Below are 19842 nucleotides of genomic sequence, written 5' to 3'. Positions count from 1 at the left end.
GCGATGCTGCTGGCATCGAGTGCCACGTCTCCCGGGGACTCGCCTCCCCGGGCCGGTCCGGGACCGCCTGGCGGCCCGGCCCCCGACATCCAGGAGAACCGGTCATGAGCTATATCGAGACGATCGCCCCGGAAGTGGCCGAGGGCGAGGTGCTGGCGATGTACCAGCGCCAGCAGGCGCACTTCGGCTACCTGCCCAACTATGCCCGGGTGTTCAGCCACCGTCCCGACGTGATGGCGAGCTGGGCGAGCCTGCTGGCGACCATCCGGCGACATGTCGCGCCGCGCCGCTTCGAACTGGTCACGCTGGCCGCCGCCCAGGCCCTGGGCAACAGCTACTGCGCCCTGGCCCATGCCCGGGCGCTGGGCGAGCTGCTGGGCATGGACGGCGTTCGTGACCTGGTGGCCGGCGAGGCGGGCTCCCTGAGCGACGCGGAACGCGCGATGATGGCCTTCGCCCGCAAGGTCGCCTGCGAGGCCCCGGCGGTGACCGCCGAGGACATCGAGGGCCTGCGCGGCCAGGGACTGGCCGACGACGAGATCTTCGACATCGTCGCCGTGGCCGCGGCGCGAGCCTTCTTCACGCGCATCCTGGATGGCCTGGGCGCCGAGCCGGATGCGGCCTATCGTGAGCTGCCCGAGTCGCTGCGCGAGGCGCTCAGCGTGGGGCGCCCCATCGCCAGGGCGGAGACCGGCAATACGGTCCCGCGTCGATCTGACCCTGTGGAATCCCCATAAACATGGCCGAATATCAAGCTGTTGCGGAATGGTCGGTGGCTGGTTGCCGGAGCCGATCCAGCCACCGGGCTCTGGTCTGTATGGCACTTGCTTAAGGCACAAGGTGTCGATATGCGCCAAGCGGAGTCGCATTCGAGCCTCTGGCTGCAAAGCGAAGCATACTGAATTTGACGATGGCCGCTGGTGTTCAATACTTACCAATAGACCGGTCGGTCTGGAAGGATGTGTGATGACGCATGTGACGAAGGAGCGGCTACTCGACTCGGGGCTCAGCATGTTGCTGGTACGCGGTTACAACGACCTGGGAATCCAGGCGCTGTTGGAGGCGACGGGGACGCCGAAGGGGTCTTTCTATCACCACTTCCGCAGCAAGGAGGACTTCACCCTCCAGGTCATCGACCGTTACATGGCGGAAGTTCACCGGGGACTGGATCACTCCCTGGGCAATACGTCCCTGCCGCCCCTGGAGCGGGTGCGTCTGTTCTTCGAGTTGTCGCAGGAAAAGTATCGCCAGGAAGGCTACTTGGGCTGCCTGCTCGGCGGGGTCGGCCAGGAACTGTCCGGGGTCAGCGAGACGTTCCGGCGCAAGATCGAGTCCTGCTTCACCGCTATCGCCATACGGATCGCTGGTTGCCTGGAAGAGGCCCGGCAGCGGGGTGAGCTGCCGCCGGAGAAGGACCCGCGGCAGATGGCGGACCTCCTGGTGGATTGCTGGGAGGGCGCCGCCCTGCGCAGTCGTTTGCGCCGCGATCCCGGTCCGCTCGGGACCATGCTCGACTTCTATTTCGCTGCGATCCGATGAGTCGTTGGTCGGGGCGAAAGGAGGCGCGGGGGTTGACCCAGCCTGATCCGACCGGTCCATTCCGGACGGTGTCGCGAACCGTCCCTCACCAGCGGCAAGGGTCGGTAACATGGCCGGCTCGGGAGGTATGAGATGACTACTGCAACCCTCTACGAACGTCTGGGTGGCGAGCGCGGCATAGCTGCCCTGGTCGAGGATATCGTGGAGACCCATATGCAGAACCCGCGGATCCAGGCACGTTTTCTGCCCTATCGAGAGGACCCGGCGCATCTGGAAGAGGTGAAGGGCCACCTGCGCGACTTCCTGTCCTCCGGCAGCGGCGGGCCCCAAGAGTATCGCGGGCGGAGCATGCCCGAGGCGCACCGCGGCATGAACATCAATGAGGCGGAATACATGGCTGCCGTTGACGATATCCTGGATGTCCTCGATCGTCACGGCATCGACCCGCAAACGCGCCTGGAAGTGCTCGGCATTGCCTATTCGCTGAAAGGGGAAATCATGTACGTCTGAATCGGAGAGACTGGCCGATCCAGCTTTCATGACACTGCCCGGGGACGTGTCCCCGGGCGGTGTCATGTCGGCATCTGGTGATTGGGCGGCACGATCCCCAGACGCTTCATGCGCCGGTAGATGGTGGGTCGCGACAGCCCGAGTTCCCGAGCCACGGCACTGATGTTCCATTGATGGCGGCGCAGGGCCTCCTGCAGCGGGTCCTCGCCGAGAGGCGGCCTCACGCGGCCGCCGCCGGCGATGGGGGAACTCGCCGCCGGGTGGGCCAGCTGGCCGCTGGTGCACTCCTCCGGCAGGTCGCCGACCACCACCTCGTCGCCCTCGCAGGTGGCCAGGGCATAGCGCAGGGCGTTGTGCAGCTCGCGGATGTTGCCGGGCCAGGGGTAGGCGAGCAGGGCGCTCATGGCGTCGCCGCGCAGCCGCACCCGCTGCCCGCCGCGCTCGGCTTGCAGATCCTCGAACAGCCGTCGGATCAGGTAGCCCTGGTCGGCCCGCTCGCGCAGCGGCGGCAGGCGCAGGCTGGCGCCGTTCAGCCGGTAGAAGAGATCCTCGCGGAACTGGCCCAGGTCGATGAGCCCGCGCAGGTCACGGTGGGTGGCCGCCACCACGCGCAGGTCCACCTTGATCGGCCGGCTGGCGCCGATGGGCAGCACCTCCTGCTCGGCCAGCACCCGCAGCAGGCGGGTCTGCAGCTGCAGCGGCATGTCGCCGATCTCGTCGAGGAAGAGGGTGCCGCCGTCGGCCTGGGCGATCAGCCCCTTCATGCCCTTGCTGCGGGCGCCGGTGAAGCTGCCGGGCTCATGGCCGAACAGCTCGCTCTCGATCAACGACTCGGGCATGGCCGCGCAGTTGATGGCCACGAAGGGCTTGTCGCGGCGTCGGCTGGACTCATGCAGGGCCCGGGCCATGCGCTCCTTGCCGGTACCGGTCTCGCCGACGACCAGGATGTTGATCGGCTCGTTGCGCAGCCGGGCGGCCCGGGTCAGGGTGTCGCGCATCGCCGGGTCGTCGTCGGCCAGCGCCTCCAGCGGTGCCAGGCTGGTGTCGCGCCGCGGCGCCTGGCCTCCGGTGGTCCGGCGGCGCGGGGGCTCGATCAGGGTGGCGAAGTGCAGCTCGTGGTGACGGTGGGTACGGAAGGCGCGCACCCGGTCGTAGCCGTAGTGCTGGATGTCGAGTACGTCGCCGATCTCGGCATCGAGCAGGTCCTGGATGTTCCAGGCCTTGAACGGTCGTGCCTCCCCGGCGCCGGCCAGCGGCAGCTCGTGGTGGCGCAGCAACTTGCGCCCGGCGGTGTTGGCGGCCACCAGGGTGCCGTCCTCCTCGATGGCGATCAGGTAGCGGCGGTTGATCTGCACGAACTCCCGCGACCGATCCAGGCAGACGATGTGGCAGCCGCCGTAGCGCTGCAGGAAGTAGGCGTCCTCGATCATCCGGGCATAGTGCTTGACCACCTGCAGGGCGAAGGTCTGCGAGGCCTTGGATTCCGGCGAGCGATAGGCGGAGATGTCGAGCACCGCCAGCAGCTGGCCGTCGGGATCGAAGACCGGCGCCGCGGTGCAGGTCAGGCGGATATGGTGGGCGCTGAAGTGGTCGCTGTGGTGGCAGGTCAGCGGCGCCTGCTCCTGGATGCAGGTGCCCACCGCGCAGGTGCCGGCATGTTGCTCGCTCCAGTCGGCCCCCAGGAAGAGGCCGGTGCGCTGGTGTTCGCGCTGGGCATCACGGGCGCCGAGGAACTGCACGGAGATGCCTCGGGCGTCGGTGAGCAGCACCACATAATCCAGTGGCATGACCTGGTGGTAGAGCTGTTCGACGCCTGCGCGCGCCACCTGGATCAGGGCGTCGGCCTGGTCCTGGTGTTCGCGCAGGGTGCGGTCGGGAACATAGCGGGGTGGGCTGGGGGCCGCGGGGTCGAGGCCGTAGAGATCGATGCAGCGACGCCAGGAACGCTCGATCACCGCCTCCCCGCTGCCATCGGAGTGGTCCAGGGAACGCAGGATCGTCTCGACATGCTCGTGCTGTGTCTGGGCGCCCTGGAGTTGGGGGCGTCGTACGTGGGCGGTGCTCATGGTCATGGCCTCCGCCGGTGGTCCGGCGTGTCATATGTTGTCGTTGTCCTGCTCTCCAAGGTACGACCCCGCCACGCCCGGGAAGATGCGACCTTGGTCGCCCCCGTTACAGGTGTAAACAGCGCTGTCACGCGCCTGTAAACGCCGGTGTCACGTTCAGTGTAATCCTCGGCGTTCCACGCGCCTCCCACGTCTCTCCTTTTCGCTCCCCGGTTGCGATTATTTTCCTTTAACAACAATTGCTTGGTGATTGTTTGTCACGTTCTGGCACGAAAGCTGCCTGGGCAGGAGTGTGCGGCCGGGTGGCCGCCCTGGCTGACCACAAGTGCATCGCACAACAACAGGAGCCATTCCATGACCCCATCTCCCAAGACGGCGCTGCTCAGCCGGCGTCGCTTCCTCAGCCTCTCCGGGCAGGGCGCGCTGCTCGCCGGCGGCCTGGCCCTCGGCGCCGGTGGCCTGTGGCCGCGCTGGGCCCTGGCCGAGCCCGACCTGGCCGCCGGCCTGCTGCGCATGGGCCGCGATATCTACCCCCATGAGGCCATCGCCGACCGCTACTACCTGACGCCCCTCGAGCCGCTGCTGGAGAGCGACCGGGCGCTGATTGCCGACGGACTGGCCGACCTCGACCGCCGCGCCCGCCAGGCCCATGGCAGGCGCTACGGCGACCTCGAGCGCGAGGACGACCGGGTGGCGCTGCTGCGCGAGATCGAGGACGGCGACTTCTTCCAGACGGTTCGCAACACCCTGGTGGTGGGGCTCTACGACAACCCGGAGCTGTGGCAGCCGCATTTCGGCTACGAGGGGGCGTCCTGGCAGCAGGGCGGCTACCTGCACCGCGGCTTCAACGACCTGGTGATCGACTGGCTGTAAGGGCGCCGGCCACCGACAAGCACAACGACAACGAGGAGACACGCCATGACAACCCGTTTCGCCCATGACGACGACGGCGTGGTGGTGATCATCGGCTCCGGTGCCGGCGGCGGCACCCTGGCCCACGCGCTCGCCAGGAAGGGCATCAAGAGCGTGGTGCTGGAGGCCGGCAAGCGCTACCGGATGAACGACATCGAGAACGATGAATGGGAGATGTTCAAGAAGATCTCCTGGCTCGATGAGCGCATCACCGCCGGGCCCCGCCAGCTCACCGAGACCTTCCCGGTCCTGCCGGCCTGGATCGTCAAGGGGGTGGGCGGCAGCACTATCCACTGGGCCGGCGTCTCGCTGCGCTTCCAGCCCCATGAGTTCCGGCTGCACAGCGAGGTCGGCGACATCCAGGGTGCCAACCTGCTGGACTGGCCGCTCTCCTATGAGGAGCTCGAGCCCTACTACGTGCGTGCCGAGCGCCACATGGGGGTGACCGGCGACTCCACCGGCATGCCTTATCACCAGTGGAACAACAACTTCAAGGTGCTGGCCGCCGGCGCCGAGCGCGTCGGCTACACCCAGCTGCGCGCCGGGCCGATGGCCATCAACACCGAGCCCTACGACGAGCGTGGCCAGTGCATGCAGGCCGGCTTCTGCATGCAGGGCTGCCGTTTCGGGGCCAAGTGGTCGACCATGTACACCGACATCCCCCGCGCCGAGGCCACCGGCCACTGCGAGGTGCGCCCGCGTTCCATGGCGCTGACGATCGAGCACGATGACCAGGGGCGCGCCACGGCGGTGGTCTATGTCGACGGCGACGGCAATCGGCATCGCCAGCGCGCCCGGGCGGTATGCGTGGCCGGCAACTCCATCGAGTCGCCGCGGCTGCTGCTCAACTCCCACTCGTCGCTGTTCCCCGAGGGCCTGGCCAACTCCTCCGGCCAGGTGGGACGCAACTACATGACCCACGCCACCAGCTGCATCTTCGGCGTGATGCCGGGGCCCGTGAACATGCACCGGGGCACCACCTTCGCCGGGATCATCTCCGACGAGGCACGCCTGGATCGTTCCCGGGGTTTCGTCGGCGGCTACACCCTGGAGGTGATGTCACTGGGCGTGCCCTTCTTCGCCAAGTTCATGGACCCCACCCACGCCGGCTGGGGACGCGATATCACCACCGCCCTGGACAAGTACGACCACCTCTCCGGGGTGTGGATCTGCGGCGAGGACCTGCCGGTGGAGCGCAACGGCATCTCGCTTCACGACACTCGCCGCGACCAGCACGGCCTGCCGGTGCCGATCGTCTACAAGGGCGATCACCCCAACGACGAGAAGCTGCGCCGCCACGGCGAGCAGCAGGCCACCAGGTGCTACGAGGCCGCCGGCGCCGAGCGCATCTTCCAGGTCCCGGACTTCCCCACCAGCCACAACGTGGGCACCAACCGCATGAGCGCGCGGCCCGCCGACGGTGTGGTCAACAAGTGGGGCCAGACCCACGACATCCCCAACCTGTTCGTTTCCGACGGCAGCCAGTTCACCTCGAGCGGCGCCGAGAACCCGACCCTGACCATCGTCGCCCTGGCGCTGCGCCAGGCCGACCACATCGCCGAGCGCATGCAGCGCCGCGAACTCTGAGCGGAGGATTCCCCATGCACCCGACCCGCGACCAACGGCTGTGGATGTATCGCCAGATGGTGACCAGCCGCTACCTCGAGGAGCGCATCGAGACGCTCTACATGGAAGGCAAGACGCCGGTGTTCAACATGGCCAAGGGGCCGATTCCCGGCGAGATGCACCTCTCCAATGGCCAGGAGCCCTGTGCGGCGGGCGTCTGCGCCCACCTGGGCCCCGAGGACATCGTCACCGCGACCCACCGGCCGCATCACATCGCCGTGGCCAAGGGCGTTGACCTGGACGCCATGGTCGCCGAGATCTTCGGCAAGGCCACCGGGCTCGCCGGCGGGCGCGGCGGTCACATGCACCTGTTCGACGAGCGGGTGAACTTCTCCTGCTCGGGGATCATCGGCGAGGGCCTGGGCCCGGCGGTGGGCGCGGCGCTTTCCAGGAAAATGCAAGGAAAATCGGGAGTTGCAGTGGCCTTTATGGGGGAGGGCGCCGCCAACCAGGGCGCCTTCCACGAGGCGCTGAACCTGGCCGCCGTCTGGCAGCTGCCGGTGGTGTTCGTCATCGAGGACAACGCCTGGGGCATCTCGGTGGCCAAGCAGGCCTCCACCGCCGTACCGCGCAACGACAGTCGCGCGGCGGCCTATGGGATGCCGGGGATGCATGTCGCCGACAACGACGTGGACGGCGTCTTCGCCGCGGCCGGCGAGGCCATCGCCCGGGCCCGGGACGGGCAGGGGCCGAGCCTGATCGAGATCGAGACCGCGCGGCTCGCCGGCCACTTCATGGGCGACGGCGAGGACTACCGCCCCGAGGGCGAGAAGGCCGGCCTCGAGGCCCGTGACCCCATCCCGCGCTACCGCCGGGCGCTGCTCGAGGCCGGGCTGCTCGACGCGGCCGCCGACGCCGGCCTGGTCGACGAGGCCCACGAGCGCGTCGAGGCGGCGATCCGCTTCGCCCAGGACAGCGACTTCCTGCCCGCCGAGGCGGCGCTCGACGCCGTCTTCGTTTGAGGAGAACCGATCATGACAACGACAAGCACTGGCACACGCAAGCTGACCATCGCCCGGGCCATGGCCGAGGCGACCGCCCAGGCCATGCGCGAGGACCCGACGGTCTTCGTCATGGGCGAGGACGTGGGTCCCCTGGGCGGGGTCTTCGGCAACACCCGCGGACTTCATGAAGAGTTCGGTTCAGACCGGGTGAGAGATACCCCGATATCGGAAACCGCCTTTATCGGCGCCGCCGTGGGCGCCGCCTCCGACGGCATGCGACCCATCGTCGAGCTGATGTTCGTCGACTTCTTCGGCGTGTGCATGGACGCCATCTACAACCTGATGGCCAAGAACACCTACTTCTCCGGCGGCCGGGTCAAGGTGCCCATGGTGCTGATGACCTCCACCGGTGGAGGCTACTCGGACGCCGGCCAGCACTCCCAGTGCCTCTACGCCACCTTCGCTCACCTGCCGGGCATGAAGGTGGTGGTGCCGAGCAACGCCCATGACGCCAAGGGGCTGATGACCGCGGCGATCCGCGACGACAACCCGGTGGTGTTCATGTACCACAAGGCCCTGCAGGGCATGGGCTGGCTGGGCACCGAGAAGGGCGCCACCGTGCCGGTGCCCGAGGAGGCCTACAGCGTCGAGATCGGCAAGGCGGCGGTGGCCAGGGAGGGCCGGGACCTGACCCTGGTCAGCCTGGGCGCCGGCGTGCACCACTGCCTGCGCGCCGCCAAGGCCCTGGAGGCGGAGGGCTTCGACGCCGAGGTCGTCGACCTGAGGAGCCTGGTGCCGCTGGACCGCGAGACGGTGCGGGCCTCGGTGGCCAAGACCGGGCGACTCATCGTGGTCGACGAGGACTATCACAGCTTCGGCGTCAGCGGCGAGATCATCGCCAGCGTGGTCGAGCATGACCATCGCCTCAAGGCCGCCCCGGCCCGGGTCGCCTACCCGGACATCCCCATCCCCTTCGCGCCGACGATGGAGCAGTGGGCGCTGCCCGATGCCGACAAGATCGTCGCCGCCTTCCATCAGATGCTGCGCAACCACTGACCGAGGAGAGACCCATGAATACCCCGATTACCGTACCCGAGGACCTCTGGGAAGGCGACGGCGAGGGCGTTATCACCGCCTGGCTGGTCGACGACGGCAGCGAGGTCGCCCAGGGCGACCTGGTGGCCGAGGTGATGGTCGAGAAGGCCCAGTACGAGATCGAGGCCCCGGTCTCCGGGGTGCTGACCATCGCCAAGCAGGAAGACGAGGTGGTCGCCAAGGGCACCCCCATCGCCAGCCTGGAAGCCTGAGGAGGCCTGCCATGCCACTCGACACTCCGACGATCGCCGCCCCCGAGGGGGCGGCTGGACTGGGAGCGCTGCAGGAGCCCCGCGAGATCCCGTTGCGCGGGATGCGCGGCATGATCGCCACCCGGATGCGCGAGAGCCTGCAATCGTCGGCCCAACTGACCCACCATGCCGGCGCCGAGCTCGGTGCCGTGCAGGCCCTGCGCGCCCATTGCCGGACCACCGAGGTGCCGGCGCCCTCGGTGCAGGACGTGCTGCTGCGCCTGGTGGTGCAGACGCTTGGCGAGTTCCCGGCGCTGAACGCGACCCTGGAGGACAACCGCATCACCCAGCACCCCGGGGTGCACCTGGGACTCGCCGTGCCGCTGCCCGACGACCTGCTGGTGGCGCCGGCGCTGTTCGACGCCCAGGCCATCGCCCTGGGCGAGCTGCCCGGGGCGCGCCGCGAGCTGGTGGACAAGGCCGGCGCCGGCAAGCTCGGCGTGCGCGAGCTGACCGGCGCCACCTTCACGGTGTCCAACCTGGGGCGCTCCCGGGTGCACCACTTCACCCCCATCCTCAATGTGCCCCAGGTGGCCATCCTCGGCATCGGCGGCACCCAGTGGCGCGCCGTGCCGGACGACGATGGCGGCGTGCGCTTCGCCGAGGTGATCGGGCTGTCGCTGACCTTCGACCACCGGGCGGTGAACGGCGCACCGGCGGCGGCCTTTCTCGATAGACTGGGGGAGCGCATCGAGACGCTCGCGCCCGATGCCTTCGACCACGAACTGACCCAGTGACAGGGGGGAGACCATGGCAAGCCTGTTCGACGTTTCCAGCATGACCCTGTCCAGCATGTCTCTGCAGCACCCCACGGTGGAGGAGGGCCTCGTGGCCGAGGAGGCCCTGCTCGACATGGTCTGCCAGGGCGAGGCGTCGCTCGGCTGGCTGGCCTGGTCGCCCCGGGACCGCGGCCTGGTGATGCCCCGTCGCCACGAGCGGCTGGCGGGCTTCCCCGACGCCCGCGCCCGGCTGGGGCAGGCGGGCTGGCCGATCCGCTTCCGCTCCACCGGCGGCACCCCGGTGCCCCAGAGTCCGGCGGTGGTCAACCTGGCGCTGGCCGTGCGCTGCCGGGTGGGCGGCTCGGCGGCCCACCTGGAGTGGGGCTATCACCGGCTGGGCGACCCCTGGTGCGACTGGCTCGGGGCCCTGGGCGTGACGGACGCCGACCTGGGAGCGGCCCCCGGTGCCTATTGCGACGGGCGCTTCAACGTGCGCGTCAGCGGTCGCAAGCTGGTCGGCACCGCCCAGCGCTGGCGGCGGGTGCGGGGGTGTCGCGACATGGCCTTGCTGGTCCATGGCGCCATGCAGGTCGACGACACCCCGGAGGCGCTGGTCGCCGTGGTCAATGCCTTCCAGGCCGCCATCGACGACCCCCAGCGCTTCCAGGCGGCGAGCCATATCGCCCTGCGCGACGTCCTGCCGGAGCTGGACGTCGAGACCGCGATTCCCGACCTTCTGGAGCGACTGGTGGCGGAGGAAGGCGTCGCGCCGGTATGAGACGCTGGCGTGCCGGCTCAGGTCTGAGTAACGAAGCCCGGTACGTCCACTGCGGACTCGGGGCAGATGACCAGGGTGCCTCGGGCGCCGTGTGGCATTAGAGCAATAAACGGATTAGCCAGCGCGAAGGAGACTACCGATGGAATGATGCACTCCAATGGTCTATCTATCCGGTTTCCCAGGCCAGGCCGAGCGCCAGCACTGTGCGGTCTGCCTGACCGGCGCCGGCGAATTCCAGGCCTACGGGCAGGCCCCGTGGCGTGGTCCCGGCCGGCACGCTCAGCGCCGGCACACCCAGCACCGCGGCCGTCACCGTGTGTCGGAGGGTCTGCCAGATCGAAACCTCCTTGCCGTTCACGGTCACCTTTTCGGTTTCGCCAATCGGTGCCGGCATGAGCGGTGTTGTGGGATAGACCATTCCGGCAAGACCATTCTCTTCGAGATAGGCCTGATAGGCGGCGCGGTGACGCGGGAGCACCTCCGAGCGGACGCGCGCGTATTCTGCGGCGGCGGCACCTCCGGCGCCGCAGACGAGCGGCTCGACCTCCGCCTTGACATAGGGGCTGGCGATTTGACTCACGACATCGCCGGCTGTCAGATCGCTGCCGACCTCATCCAGATAACGCGCAAGGTCGCGCGGAAACTCCACTCGCATGGTCGGGCCCGACGTTTCGGCGCGGGCGGCAGCGAAATCCGGCGCGTCCACCTCGACCAAGTCGACACCCAGGTGGCGGAGGTGAAGCAGCGCGTCTTCCATCACCGCTGCAATCTGATCATCGAGCTCCACAAAGAACTGATCCATCGGCACACCCAGACGCAGACCCTCGAGCGGTGCCGGCCCGACCTCGGCTTCGCCGGTGAGGATGGCGTCCAGGAATGCGATGTCCCGCGTGGTGCGTGCCATGAGGCCGATCGTGTCGCGGCTGGCGTTCATGGGCAGGACCCCGTCGGTCGGATAGCGCCCCAGGGAGGGCCGAAACCCGGAGAGACCGCAGAAGGCAGCGGGAATGCGGACCGATCCGGCCGTATCGGTGCCCACGCCGGCCGGGACCGTGTGTGCGGCCACGGCCGCGGCCGTCCCACCGCTACTGCCACCTGCGGTGTATTCCGGCTTCACGGGGTTGCGTGTGGGGCCGGTATGCGCGTTGTCGCAGGTCACGTGAAAGCACAGTTCGGGGAGGTTGGTCTTGCCCATCAGGACGGCGTCGGCGTCGAACAATCGTTCGATTGCCGACGCCGTCCGCCCGGGATGGTTCCGTTCCAGTGACGGCGTGGCCGCTGTCGTGGCTGTGCCTTCGATGTCGATGGCATCCTTCACGCATAGCGGGATGCCGCCAAGGGGGCCACGCGATCTCTCCCGACGGTCCAGGGCGCGCGCCGCGTCGAGGACACGGTCGCCGTCCAGAGACACATAGGCGTTCAGCGGGCGGGCCGTTTCGCAGCGCGCGAGTAGGTCCTCCGCGTATTCCTCGGCCCCGAGTTCGCCGCACCGAAGGCGCTCGACAGCTTGTTTGAGAGTGAGGTCGGATGGTTGCATCTGATACTCCTCGTGACCGCAAGCGGAAAGTGGTCTGTCGGTTGGCAGTCCATTGCCGCTGTGTCCTGCCGCATGCAGTGATCCGGGTTAATCGACCGCCTCGGGGTTGTCGCCAGGGATCTGGCCCCGGTCGCCTCGAGCCTTGCGGGATCATCCAGGATCCTACAATTAAAGAGTAAGAGTCACGTTCCGGGGGATCGAGAGTGATAGCCGACAAGACCGGTTCATTTTCGACACCCAAGGCCTCACGGGATGACTCGCGAGCGCGACTCCAATGCTTCGAGGGGGGGCACGAGATGGCCAAGCGGGGCACCATGCCGAGCCGTCAGGGGCTGAGTCGACGCCAGATGCTGCGTTGCGCCGGGGTGGCCGCCGTCGCATCACTCTGGGGCCGGGCGGGCGGCGTCACGGCGGCAGCCGGCGATACCGGCGGGGCGGCACTCGTCTGCGTCGCCAGGCCGCGCCAGACGGAGGGCCCCTACTTCGTGGATACCCGGCTCGAGCGCAGCGATCTTCGCTCGGACCCCACCGATGGGACGCGCAAGCCGGGCGTGCCGGTGGTGCTGGCGTTTCACGTCTCGCGGTTCGACGATGACGCCTGCACACCGCTGGCCGGTGCCGTGGTCGATCTCTGGCAGTGCGACGCCCTGGGCGTCTACTCGGGCGTGCAGGACTTCGCGGGACGCTTCGATACCCGTGAACAGCGCTTCCTGCGCGGCTATCAGGTGACGGATAGCCGTGGCATGGCCCGGTTCACCACCCTCTACCCCGGCTGGTATTCGGGGCGGGCCGTGCATATCCACTTCAAGATTCGCACCGACCCCGAGGCCGACCTTGGCCTGGAATTCACCTCGCAGCTGTACTTCGACGACGCCCTGACCGATCGGGTGCACCAGCAGCCCCCGTATGCCGAAAGGGGGCCACGCAATGTGCGCAATGACGCAGACGGCATCTACCGGCGCAGTGGCGGAGACGAGCTGGTGCTGGATCTGACCGAAAGCGGGGAGGGCTACAGGGGGGACTTCCAAATCGCCCTGGCGATGCATTGAGAGCCGCCCTGGAGAGGCGTTGAAAGCGCAGGCGGTCGGCGGGGATGTCATTGGGGCCGCCAGGGGGCGTGACTGGTGCCCGGGCCATGGCGCCGTTACGCGTCGGGTGGTCCCTTGAGCTCGAGGGTATTGCCCTCGGGGTCCTGGAGGTAGAGCGAGGGGCCCGTGCCTTCGGCCCCATAGCGGCGCTTGGTCTCGCCGACCTCGACGCCGTGGGCGGCCAGGTGGCGGCGGATCGCCGTCTCGTCGAAGGGGGCGAGACGCAGGCAGAAGTGATCCAGGTTATGGGCGTCCCGGCCGGGTGGCGGTCCGCCGCGGCGGCCCAGGGGGCCGTCCACGGGGACCAGGTCGATCAGGGCGTCGCCCGCCCGCAGCTGGATCAGACCGAGTTCGTCCTGGCGCTTCTCCAGGGTGCAGCCCAGCACCTCGCAGTAGAAGGCGAGCATGCGGCGCTCGTCGCGGATGCGCAGCACCAGATGGTCGATCCCGCGGATGGGCAGCATCACGGCACCTCGCCGGTCTCCGGTGGGTCGTCAAGGAGACTATGGCGCAGGCCGATGCCTTCCACCAGGGGAGCGCCACCGTTGGCCCCGGCCTGGCCCGCCCAGCGCTGGCGGCGGATGCAACGGCCGCCGACGCATGACCAACAGTACTATATTGAAGTCAAGGGGATAATGCGCAGGACAAGGGGGGGCGGTGCCGAGGTAGCACCGGTGAGCATTGGCGCATCGGGCAGTGAGCGGGAGGCAGGCGTCATGTTGGCGAGTGCGACGATTCAGGCTTGGCGGAAGCCGCTGCGGGGGCGGCTCCTCTCCCCGGAAGACGAGGGCTACGATGAGGCCCGCCGGGTATTCAATGGCATGGTCGACTCGCGGCCTGCCGCCATCCTGCGTTGTGCCGGGGTGGCCGACGTGATGGCGGGTGTCAACTTCGCCCGCGAGGCAGACCTGCCGGTGGCCGTGCGCGGCGGGGGCCACAGCGTGGCGGGCAGTGCCGTCTGCGACGACGGCCTGGTGATCGACTTGTCGGCGATGAGGAGCGTGCGCGTCGATCCGCGGCGGCGAACGGCGCGGGCCGAGGGCGGCGCCACCTGGGGCGACGTCGATCACGAGACCCAGGCCTTCGGGCTGGCCACCACCGGCGGCATCGTGCCCTCGACCGGCATCGGGGGCCTCACCCTGGGTGGGGGAATCGGCTATCTCAATCGAAAGTTCGGCCTCGCCTGCGACAACCTGCTGTCGGCCGATGTGGTCACCGCCGACGGCCAGTTACTCACGGCCAGTGACGACGAGAATGCCGAGCTCTTCTGGGGGCTGCGCGGCGGGGGCGGCAACTTCGGCGTGGTGACGTCCTTCGAGTACCGGGTCCATCGGGTGGGCCCGGTCCTGGCCGGCGAACTCGTCTTTCCCCTGGACCGGGCCAGGGAGGTGCTGCGCCGCTATCGCGACTGGTCCCTGGCAGCGCCCGATGAGCTGAGGGCGGATGCCACGCTGCTGTCGGCGCCCGACGGCCCCGTGCTGGCCATCATCGTCTGCTGGTGCGGGGACATCGAGGAGGGCGAGCGGGTCCTGCAGCCCCTGCGCGCGCTCGGCTCGCCCCTGCTCGACACCATCGATACGGTTCCCTACGCCACGGTCCAGAACCTGCTCACCGAGGTGTTTCGGCCGGGCCTGCGCCACTACTGGAAGGCGGGATTCATGCGCACCTTCAGCGATGAGGCCATCGACACGATCGTGGAGGCCTTCGCCGGTGACCTCCCGGCGCCGCTGGCCGCGATCGCCATCGAGCACCTGGGGGGCGCGATCGGTCGCGTGGGGGATCAGGAGACCGCCTTCGGGCATCGCCAGGCCCAGCATAGCGTGCTGGTGTTGCGCATGTGGCATGATCCGGCCGATTCCAGCGCCAACATCGCGTGGGGACGGCGCTGCTTCCGCGCCGCGGCGCCGTTCCTGGACGAGGGGGCGTACGTCAATTACCTGGCCGACGAGGGGGAAGCCCGGGTCCGGGCCGCCTATGGAGCCAACTACGAACGGCTCGCGGCGCTGAAGCGTCGCTATGACCCCACGAACCGGTTCCGCTTCAACCAGAATATTCCCGCCGCCTCTTCCTGAACCGCGGTGCCGGCGACCGCCAGGGCATCAGCGGGCCGCTGGCACCCATACGCGTTCGAGCGGTCAAGCGTGTGCGGGGCTCGAGACCGAAGCAGCATCGCGTGACCGCGCGCTCATTCGACCGAGACGGCCGAGCTAGTCTCGCCGTCGCTGGCGTCTCGCCAGCCAGTCGCCGACGCAGGCCAGCAACAGCACCAGGCCCAGGAACAGCGAGAGCCAGCCGAGCGGGATCAGCACGAAGGGCTCGTGGAGCACGCCCCGCGCGTCGACGTGCGTCTCGAAGAGGCGGTAGACGATGCCGCTTAACGCGGCGGTCGTGAGGAAGAAGACGGCAAGAAACCCCGTGATCCTGTAGATCGTCACCTTGGTGGCATCCCTTGACGCAGTGGTGCGGCCGTGGGCCCCGCGCAACGAGGCGAGTGGACCCGCCGGCGCTGGCATTCGCGGGGTAGACCGTATTCGGGCGCTGTCGTTCGGCCGGGCAATGCCATGGGGACGCGACGGCAGTGGCAGAGGCAGGCCGTCTCTGCCACGTTGTTCGGTATGGAGACACGGCAACCCGCCCAGCACGTCAGCCTGGTGGCGACCCGGGATGTCATCATCGGCACCCTCACGGGGCTGCATGACGTCTTCAACTGTTTCGGTGCCCTGGGCTGGTTCGATGAGGCGCTGTCCCGGCATCCGCCGTTCACCGTGGATATCGTCGCCGCGGGGGAAGGGCCGCTGATGCTGGATGCCGGCCTGTCCCTGCTGCAGACGCGCTCCGTGAAGGAGGTGACCCGGACCGACCTGGTCATCGTGCCGTCCTTCATGGTGGTGGATGGCGAATGGCAGGCCGGCCGCTATCCCGAACTGGTGGAGTGGCTGCTGGCCATGCATGCCGGGGGCGCCAAGCTGTGTTCGGCGTGCTCGGGGACCCTGCTGCTGGCCGAGACGGGCCTGCTCGACGGGCGCGAGGCCACCATGCACTGGGCCTATGCCGACACCTTTCGCCGCCACTTCCCGCGAGTCACCCTGGCCCTCGAGAAGACCCTGATCGTCGAGGGCGAGCACCAGGAGCTGGTGATGTCCGGGGCCGCCTCGTCCTGGCAGGATCTGGCGCTCTACCTGGTGGCCCAACAACTGGGCTCGGCCGTGGCCCAGGCCATGGCCAAGTTCTTCGCCTTCGACCTGCATAGCGACGGCATGGCGGCCTATAGCGTCTTCTCGCCCCGCTTCGATCATGGCGACGCCGCGGTCGAGCGAGCCCAGCGCTGGATCGCGCGGCATCTGGACTGTCACTCACCGGTGGAGAGGATGGCCGCCGCCAGTGGTGCCGCGGAGCGAAGCTTCCAGCGGCGTTTCCTGAAGGCCACCGGCTACTCGCCGATCCAGTACGTGCAGGCGTTGCGACTCGAGGAGGCAAAGCGCCTGCTGGAGCGCACCCCCCAACCCATCGACGCGGTCGCCTGGACCGTGGGCTACGAGGATCCGGCCTTCTTCCGGCGGCTGTTCAAGCGGCAGACGGGGATCACGCCCGGTGGCCATCGGCGCAAGTTCCGCATGCCGCATGCCACCGTCCTGCCGTAGACGGCGTCGTCATGGCCGGCGGGCCCCGAGGGGGCGTGAGCCGCCGTTCCCTGGCGGTCGATCCGCTTGTGGGTGGCCTCCTGCCCCTCAGCCGGCGGGCACGATGTTCTGGTTCACCCGGAAGAGGTTCTCCGGGTCGTAGTGGGCCTTGATGCGTTGCAGGCGGGGCAGGTTGTCGCCGTAGGTTCCCCGGATGCGCTCCTGGCCCTCCTCCATCATGAAGTTCACGTAGGCGCCCCCCGCGGAGTGGCCATGCAGGGCCTCCCAGTAGTCGCGCGCCCAGCGCTGCATGCGTTCGTGGTTGGCCGGGTCGGGATCGATGCCGGCGATGACCATCGACCAGGTGGCATCGCGGAACCGCCAGGCGGTGGCCTGCTCCTCGACTCGGTGCACGGCGCCGTCGATGGGATAGAGGTGCATCGTCGACAGGCTGGTGGGCACCTCGGCGAAGCGCCGGTGCTCGGCGATGGCCGCGTCGGAGAGCTCGCGCACGACATCGCCCTTCCAGTACCACTGCAGGCCGTCGGGATAGAGGGCATCGAACATGCTCTGCAGGGCGGGGTAGGGCATGGGCCCGATGCCCTCGAAGAGTGGCTCGGCCACCTCGCGGGCCGGCTGCAGCGCCGCCTCGGCGTGCGCCTCGGGGCCCGTGAAGCACCATTGCAGTCCGCACACCTTGCGCCCATGCAGTTCCGGCGGGAAGGGCGCCTCCGAGGGCACCTCGGCCGTGAGATAGAAGGCGTAGACCTCCTCCGGCGCCCGGGGCAGCCAGTCGCGGTACCAGCGCAGCGTGGTCTCGAGCGCCTCGATCGGCCAGAACAGCGGCCCGGCGATGACGGTTTCCACCGGGTGCAGACGGAACTCGAACGAGGTCACCACACCGAAGTTGCCGCCCCCGCCGCGCAAGGCCCAGAACAGGTCGGGGTGCTCGCGCTCGCTGGCATGCACCAGCCGGCCATCGGCCAGCACCACGTCGGCGGCCAGCAGGTTGTCGATGGCGAGGCCATGGCGACGCGTCAGGTAGCCATGGCCGCCACCGAGGGTCAGGCCGGGCACCCCGGTATTGGAGTGGATGCCACTGACGGCCGCCAGGCCGAAGGCATGGGTGGCATGGTCGACGTCGCCCCATCGGCAGCCGGGCTCGACGCGTACCGTCCTGGCCTCGGGATCCACGCGTAGCCCCTTCATCGACGAGAGGTCGATGACCAGGCCGTCGTCGACCGAGGCGAGGCCGGGGCCATTGTGTCCGCCGCCGCGAATGGCGATGGGCAGCCCCTGGTCTCGCCCGAACCCGACGGCGGCCATCACGTCCGCCGCGTCGACGCACCGGGCGATCAGTCGTGGACGCTTGTCGATCATCGCGTTGAAGAGGGTACGCGCCTCCTCGTAGTCGGCATCGGTCGGTTGGATCACGCGACCACGCAAGGCGTCTTCCAGGGTTTCGATAACGGATGTCGTCAACATGGCTTCTGCCTCCCGAATGGGTAGCGGTCGGATGCCCTGCCGCCTGGGCGGCGTGGCATCCCTCGGCCGGGACGGGCGGCGAAGGACGTCCCTCGCCGCCCGTCCCCACGGGGTCAGGATCGCGCTCGTCGAACCGGAATGTGAGAGGCAGACAGGGCAGATCCGGTCCATATCGGCCATCGCGACCAGGCGGCGTGATCGGGACGCGCGGTGGGGCAGCCCGGCCGGGTCGCCGGGGCGGCTGGCCACGGGGCAAGGGAGGGCAATGGGGGCAGGCCGCGCCAGGCGCGGCCCGGGAGCGAGGGCTCAGGCCTCGGGGGCCATGCAGTTGTCGTAGAAGGTGACGGTGGCGGGCCAGTCGGAGAACAGGCCACGGACACCTACGTCCCGGGCCAGCACGTCCAGGGTCAGCAGCTTGTCGCCGTTGCCGTCGATGACCGCGTCGGTGGTCTGGTGGTACCACTCGCCGTCCCGGGACAGCGGGCCGGAGCGCTCGAAGCTCCAGGCGATCAGCTCCAGTCCGGCGTCGCTGGCGCGCTCGGCGTAGACCGAGGGCAGGATGCGGCTCTCGCCGTCGCCGGCCCCCGGGTCGGCCGCCAGCAGCATCCACATGGGCGGCGCCAGGATCTTCACGCCCTGCTCGGCGAGTTCTTCCATGCTCGGCGTCCAGCTGGCCGGGTCGCGGTGATCGAAACCCTCGAGGTCGTAGCGGTCGTCCAGGTAGACCGCCTGGTCGGCGAAGGCCGGGGCGTGTTCGATCCAGTAGCGCACGTCCTCCAGGTTGAAGGACTGCGGGAAGACCCGGCTTGCCGGCACGCCGGCGGCCTCGTACTCGTCGATCAGCTTCTGGGCGTAGTCGGCCTGGCTCATGCCATCGAAGGGCATGGCGACGCTCGGGGCCTTGAGCTCCGGCGCCATCCGCACGCCCAGCGCCTGGAACAGCGCGATGCTCTCGGCGTGGGTCATCAGGGTGCCGCGATCGGCGTAGAGATCGGTGCGCCAGCCCGGCGTGCCGTCGAGGTAGGCCGCGACGCTGCGCGCCTCGGTGTCGGCGCCCTCCATCTTGCCCTGCAGGGACTCGAACTCGGCCAGGGTGATGTCGCTGGTGCAGCACTGGACCTCGGCCGCATTGGTCAGTTCGCCGCTGTCCGGGTCGAAGGCCGGCGGCACGCTGCACTTCCGGGCCAGGTCGGTCTCGAGGATGTTGGTGGTGGCGTGCAGGTCGCACTGGGAATGGCGACAGACGAGGGCCTGGTCGGCGGTGAAGGTCACGTCGCATTCGATGGCCCCGGCCCCCATCTGGGCCGCGGCGAGATAGGACTCGCGGGTATGCTCGGGAAACTGCATGGGAGCCCCGCGATGGCCGATGGTGAAGTCGCTGCGGCGCCAGGCTCGGTCGCCGGCGGCGCAGCGCAGCAGGTCCGCCTTGAGCTCGCGTTCCCGCTGGCTGTCCTCGCCCATGGCCTGCACCAGCGCCAGGGGGCGGGGGCCCAGGGTGACACGGCCGGCCGCGGCGGTGACGGCATCTTCCGGTGCGGCAGACACCGGGGCCGAGGCCAGCAGCCACGCCAGCCAGCAGAGAGTGAGCGTCAGGGTCATTCGTTTCATCCGGGGCCTCGCTGTCCTGTGATGGATCGGTGGGGGCGTTCCCAGCATGCCGCCGGACTGTTAC

Annotated in this window: 19 protein-coding genes; 13 read left to right on the top strand and 6 right to left on the bottom strand. The window is 68.8% G+C overall.

Annotation, left to right across the window (positions count from 1 at the left end):
• Positions 1–104 precede the first annotated feature (104 nt).
• The 3 genes from FHR97_RS17150 (at position 105) to FHR97_RS17140 (ending at position 2049) form a co-directional block, all read left to right on the top strand.
• Positions 105–737: a carboxymuconolactone decarboxylase family protein gene (locus FHR97_RS17150; protein ID WP_183385015.1), complete on the top strand. Its 633-nt coding sequence runs from the start codon at positions 105–107 to the stop codon at positions 735–737.
• Positions 738–966: 229 nt separating this feature from the next.
• Complete coding sequence (locus tag FHR97_RS17145; RefSeq protein ID WP_183385014.1) at positions 967–1539, top strand: TetR/AcrR family transcriptional regulator; 573 nt, start codon at positions 967–969, stop codon at positions 1537–1539.
• A 132-nt stretch (positions 1540–1671) separates the two neighbouring features.
• Entirely contained in the window at positions 1672–2049 is a 378-nt protein-coding gene (locus FHR97_RS17140; protein WP_183385013.1) for a group I truncated hemoglobin, read from the top strand.
• 62 nt (positions 2050–2111) lie between these two features.
• On the opposite strand, the gene FHR97_RS17135 is transcribed toward FHR97_RS17140, so the two are convergent.
• Complete coding sequence (locus FHR97_RS17135) at positions 2112–4115, bottom strand: sigma-54-dependent Fis family transcriptional regulator (protein WP_183385012.1); 2004 nt, start codon at positions 4113–4115, stop codon at positions 2112–2114.
• Positions 4116–4469: 354 nt separating this feature from the next.
• Between FHR97_RS17135 and FHR97_RS17130 the strand changes: the two genes are divergently transcribed.
• From FHR97_RS17130 to FHR97_RS17100, 7 genes are read left to right on the top strand one after another with little or no spacing between them, the layout of a single operon-like run.
• Entirely contained in the window at positions 4470–4988 is a 519-nt protein-coding gene (locus FHR97_RS17130; protein WP_183385011.1) for a gluconate 2-dehydrogenase subunit 3 family protein, read from the top strand.
• A 45-nt stretch (positions 4989–5033) separates the two neighbouring features.
• Positions 5034–6614, top strand: coding sequence for a GMC family oxidoreductase (locus tag FHR97_RS17125; RefSeq protein WP_183385010.1), 1581 nt, complete (start codon positions 5034–5036; stop codon positions 6612–6614).
• Positions 6615–6628: 14 nt separating this feature from the next.
• Positions 6629–7615 carry a thiamine pyrophosphate-dependent dehydrogenase E1 component subunit alpha gene (locus FHR97_RS17120; RefSeq protein WP_183385009.1) on the top strand — a complete coding sequence of 329 codons (987 nt, stop codon included), beginning with the start codon at positions 6629–6631 and terminating at the stop codon, positions 7613–7615.
• A gap of 12 nt (positions 7616–7627) precedes the next feature.
• Positions 7628–8653 carry an alpha-ketoacid dehydrogenase subunit beta gene (locus FHR97_RS17115; RefSeq protein WP_183385008.1) on the top strand — a complete coding sequence of 342 codons (1026 nt, stop codon included), beginning with the start codon at positions 7628–7630 and terminating at the stop codon, positions 8651–8653.
• Positions 8654–8667: 14 nt separating this feature from the next.
• Complete coding sequence (locus FHR97_RS17110) at positions 8668–8904, top strand: lipoyl domain-containing protein (protein ID WP_183385007.1); 237 nt, start codon at positions 8668–8670, stop codon at positions 8902–8904.
• Positions 8905–8915: 11 nt separating this feature from the next.
• A complete protein-coding gene (locus FHR97_RS17105) occupies positions 8916–9680 on the top strand; it encodes a 2-oxo acid dehydrogenase subunit E2 (protein WP_183385006.1) in 765 nt (254 codons plus the stop codon).
• 13 nt (positions 9681–9693) lie between these two features.
• Positions 9694–10440 carry a lipoyl protein ligase domain-containing protein gene (locus tag FHR97_RS17100; protein WP_246404110.1) on the top strand — a complete coding sequence of 249 codons (747 nt, stop codon included), beginning with the start codon at positions 9694–9696 and terminating at the stop codon, positions 10438–10440.
• 166 nt (positions 10441–10606) lie between these two features.
• Here FHR97_RS17100 and FHR97_RS17095 read toward each other — a convergent pair whose 3' ends face one another.
• The gene (locus tag FHR97_RS17095; RefSeq protein WP_183385005.1) at positions 10607–11977 is read right to left on the bottom strand and encodes an amidase family protein; all 1371 of its coding nucleotides are present in this window, start codon (positions 11975–11977) and stop codon (positions 10607–10609) included.
• A gap of 296 nt (positions 11978–12273) precedes the next feature.
• Here FHR97_RS17095 and FHR97_RS17090 point away from each other — a divergent pair, with 296 nt between their 5' ends.
• Positions 12274–13026 (top strand): intradiol ring-cleavage dioxygenase, encoded by a 753-nt coding sequence (locus FHR97_RS17090; protein WP_221187842.1) that lies wholly within the window; start codon positions 12274–12276, stop codon positions 13024–13026.
• Positions 13027–13121: 95 nt separating this feature from the next.
• Here the strand turns inward: FHR97_RS17090 and FHR97_RS17085 are convergent, their stop codons facing one another.
• Positions 13122–13529 (bottom strand): VOC family protein, encoded by a 408-nt coding sequence (locus FHR97_RS17085; RefSeq protein WP_183385004.1) that lies wholly within the window; start codon positions 13527–13529, stop codon positions 13122–13124.
• Between the two features lie 252 nt (positions 13530–13781).
• On the opposite strand from FHR97_RS17085, the gene FHR97_RS17080 reads away from it, so the two are divergent.
• Entirely contained in the window at positions 13782–15137 is a 1356-nt protein-coding gene (locus tag FHR97_RS17080) for an FAD-binding oxidoreductase (RefSeq protein WP_183385003.1), read from the top strand.
• Positions 15138–15272: 135 nt separating this feature from the next.
• Here the strand turns inward: FHR97_RS17080 and FHR97_RS17075 are convergent, their stop codons facing one another.
• The gene (locus tag FHR97_RS17075) at positions 15273–15500 is read right to left on the bottom strand and encodes a DUF3955 domain-containing protein (protein WP_183385002.1); all 228 of its coding nucleotides are present in this window, start codon (positions 15498–15500) and stop codon (positions 15273–15275) included.
• A 180-nt stretch (positions 15501–15680) separates the two neighbouring features.
• Between FHR97_RS17075 and FHR97_RS17070 the strand changes: the two genes are divergently transcribed.
• Complete coding sequence (locus FHR97_RS17070) at positions 15681–16706, top strand: GlxA family transcriptional regulator (RefSeq protein ID WP_183385001.1); 1026 nt, start codon at positions 15681–15683, stop codon at positions 16704–16706.
• 87 nt (positions 16707–16793) lie between these two features.
• Here FHR97_RS17070 and FHR97_RS17065 read toward each other — a convergent pair whose 3' ends face one another.
• Together FHR97_RS17065 and FHR97_RS17060 are read right to left on the bottom strand one after the other, a co-directional pair.
• Positions 16794–18170: an FAD-binding oxidoreductase gene (locus FHR97_RS17065; RefSeq protein ID WP_183385000.1), complete on the bottom strand. Its 1377-nt coding sequence runs from the start codon at positions 18168–18170 to the stop codon at positions 16794–16796.
• A 306-nt stretch (positions 18171–18476) separates the two neighbouring features.
• Positions 18477–19778: a glycerophosphodiester phosphodiesterase family protein gene (locus FHR97_RS17060; RefSeq protein WP_343065620.1), complete on the bottom strand. Its 1302-nt coding sequence runs from the start codon at positions 19776–19778 to the stop codon at positions 18477–18479.
• Between the last annotated feature and the right edge of the window lie 64 nt (positions 19779–19842).

The sequence above is a fragment of the Halomonas stenophila genome (assembly GCF_014192275.1).
In the GTDB taxonomy this organism is placed as follows: Bacteria; Pseudomonadota; Gammaproteobacteria; order Pseudomonadales; family Halomonadaceae; genus Halomonas; species Halomonas stenophila.
The sequence above is the reverse complement of the archived record's forward strand: the minus strand, read 5'-3'. Positions and strand labels throughout refer to the sequence as shown.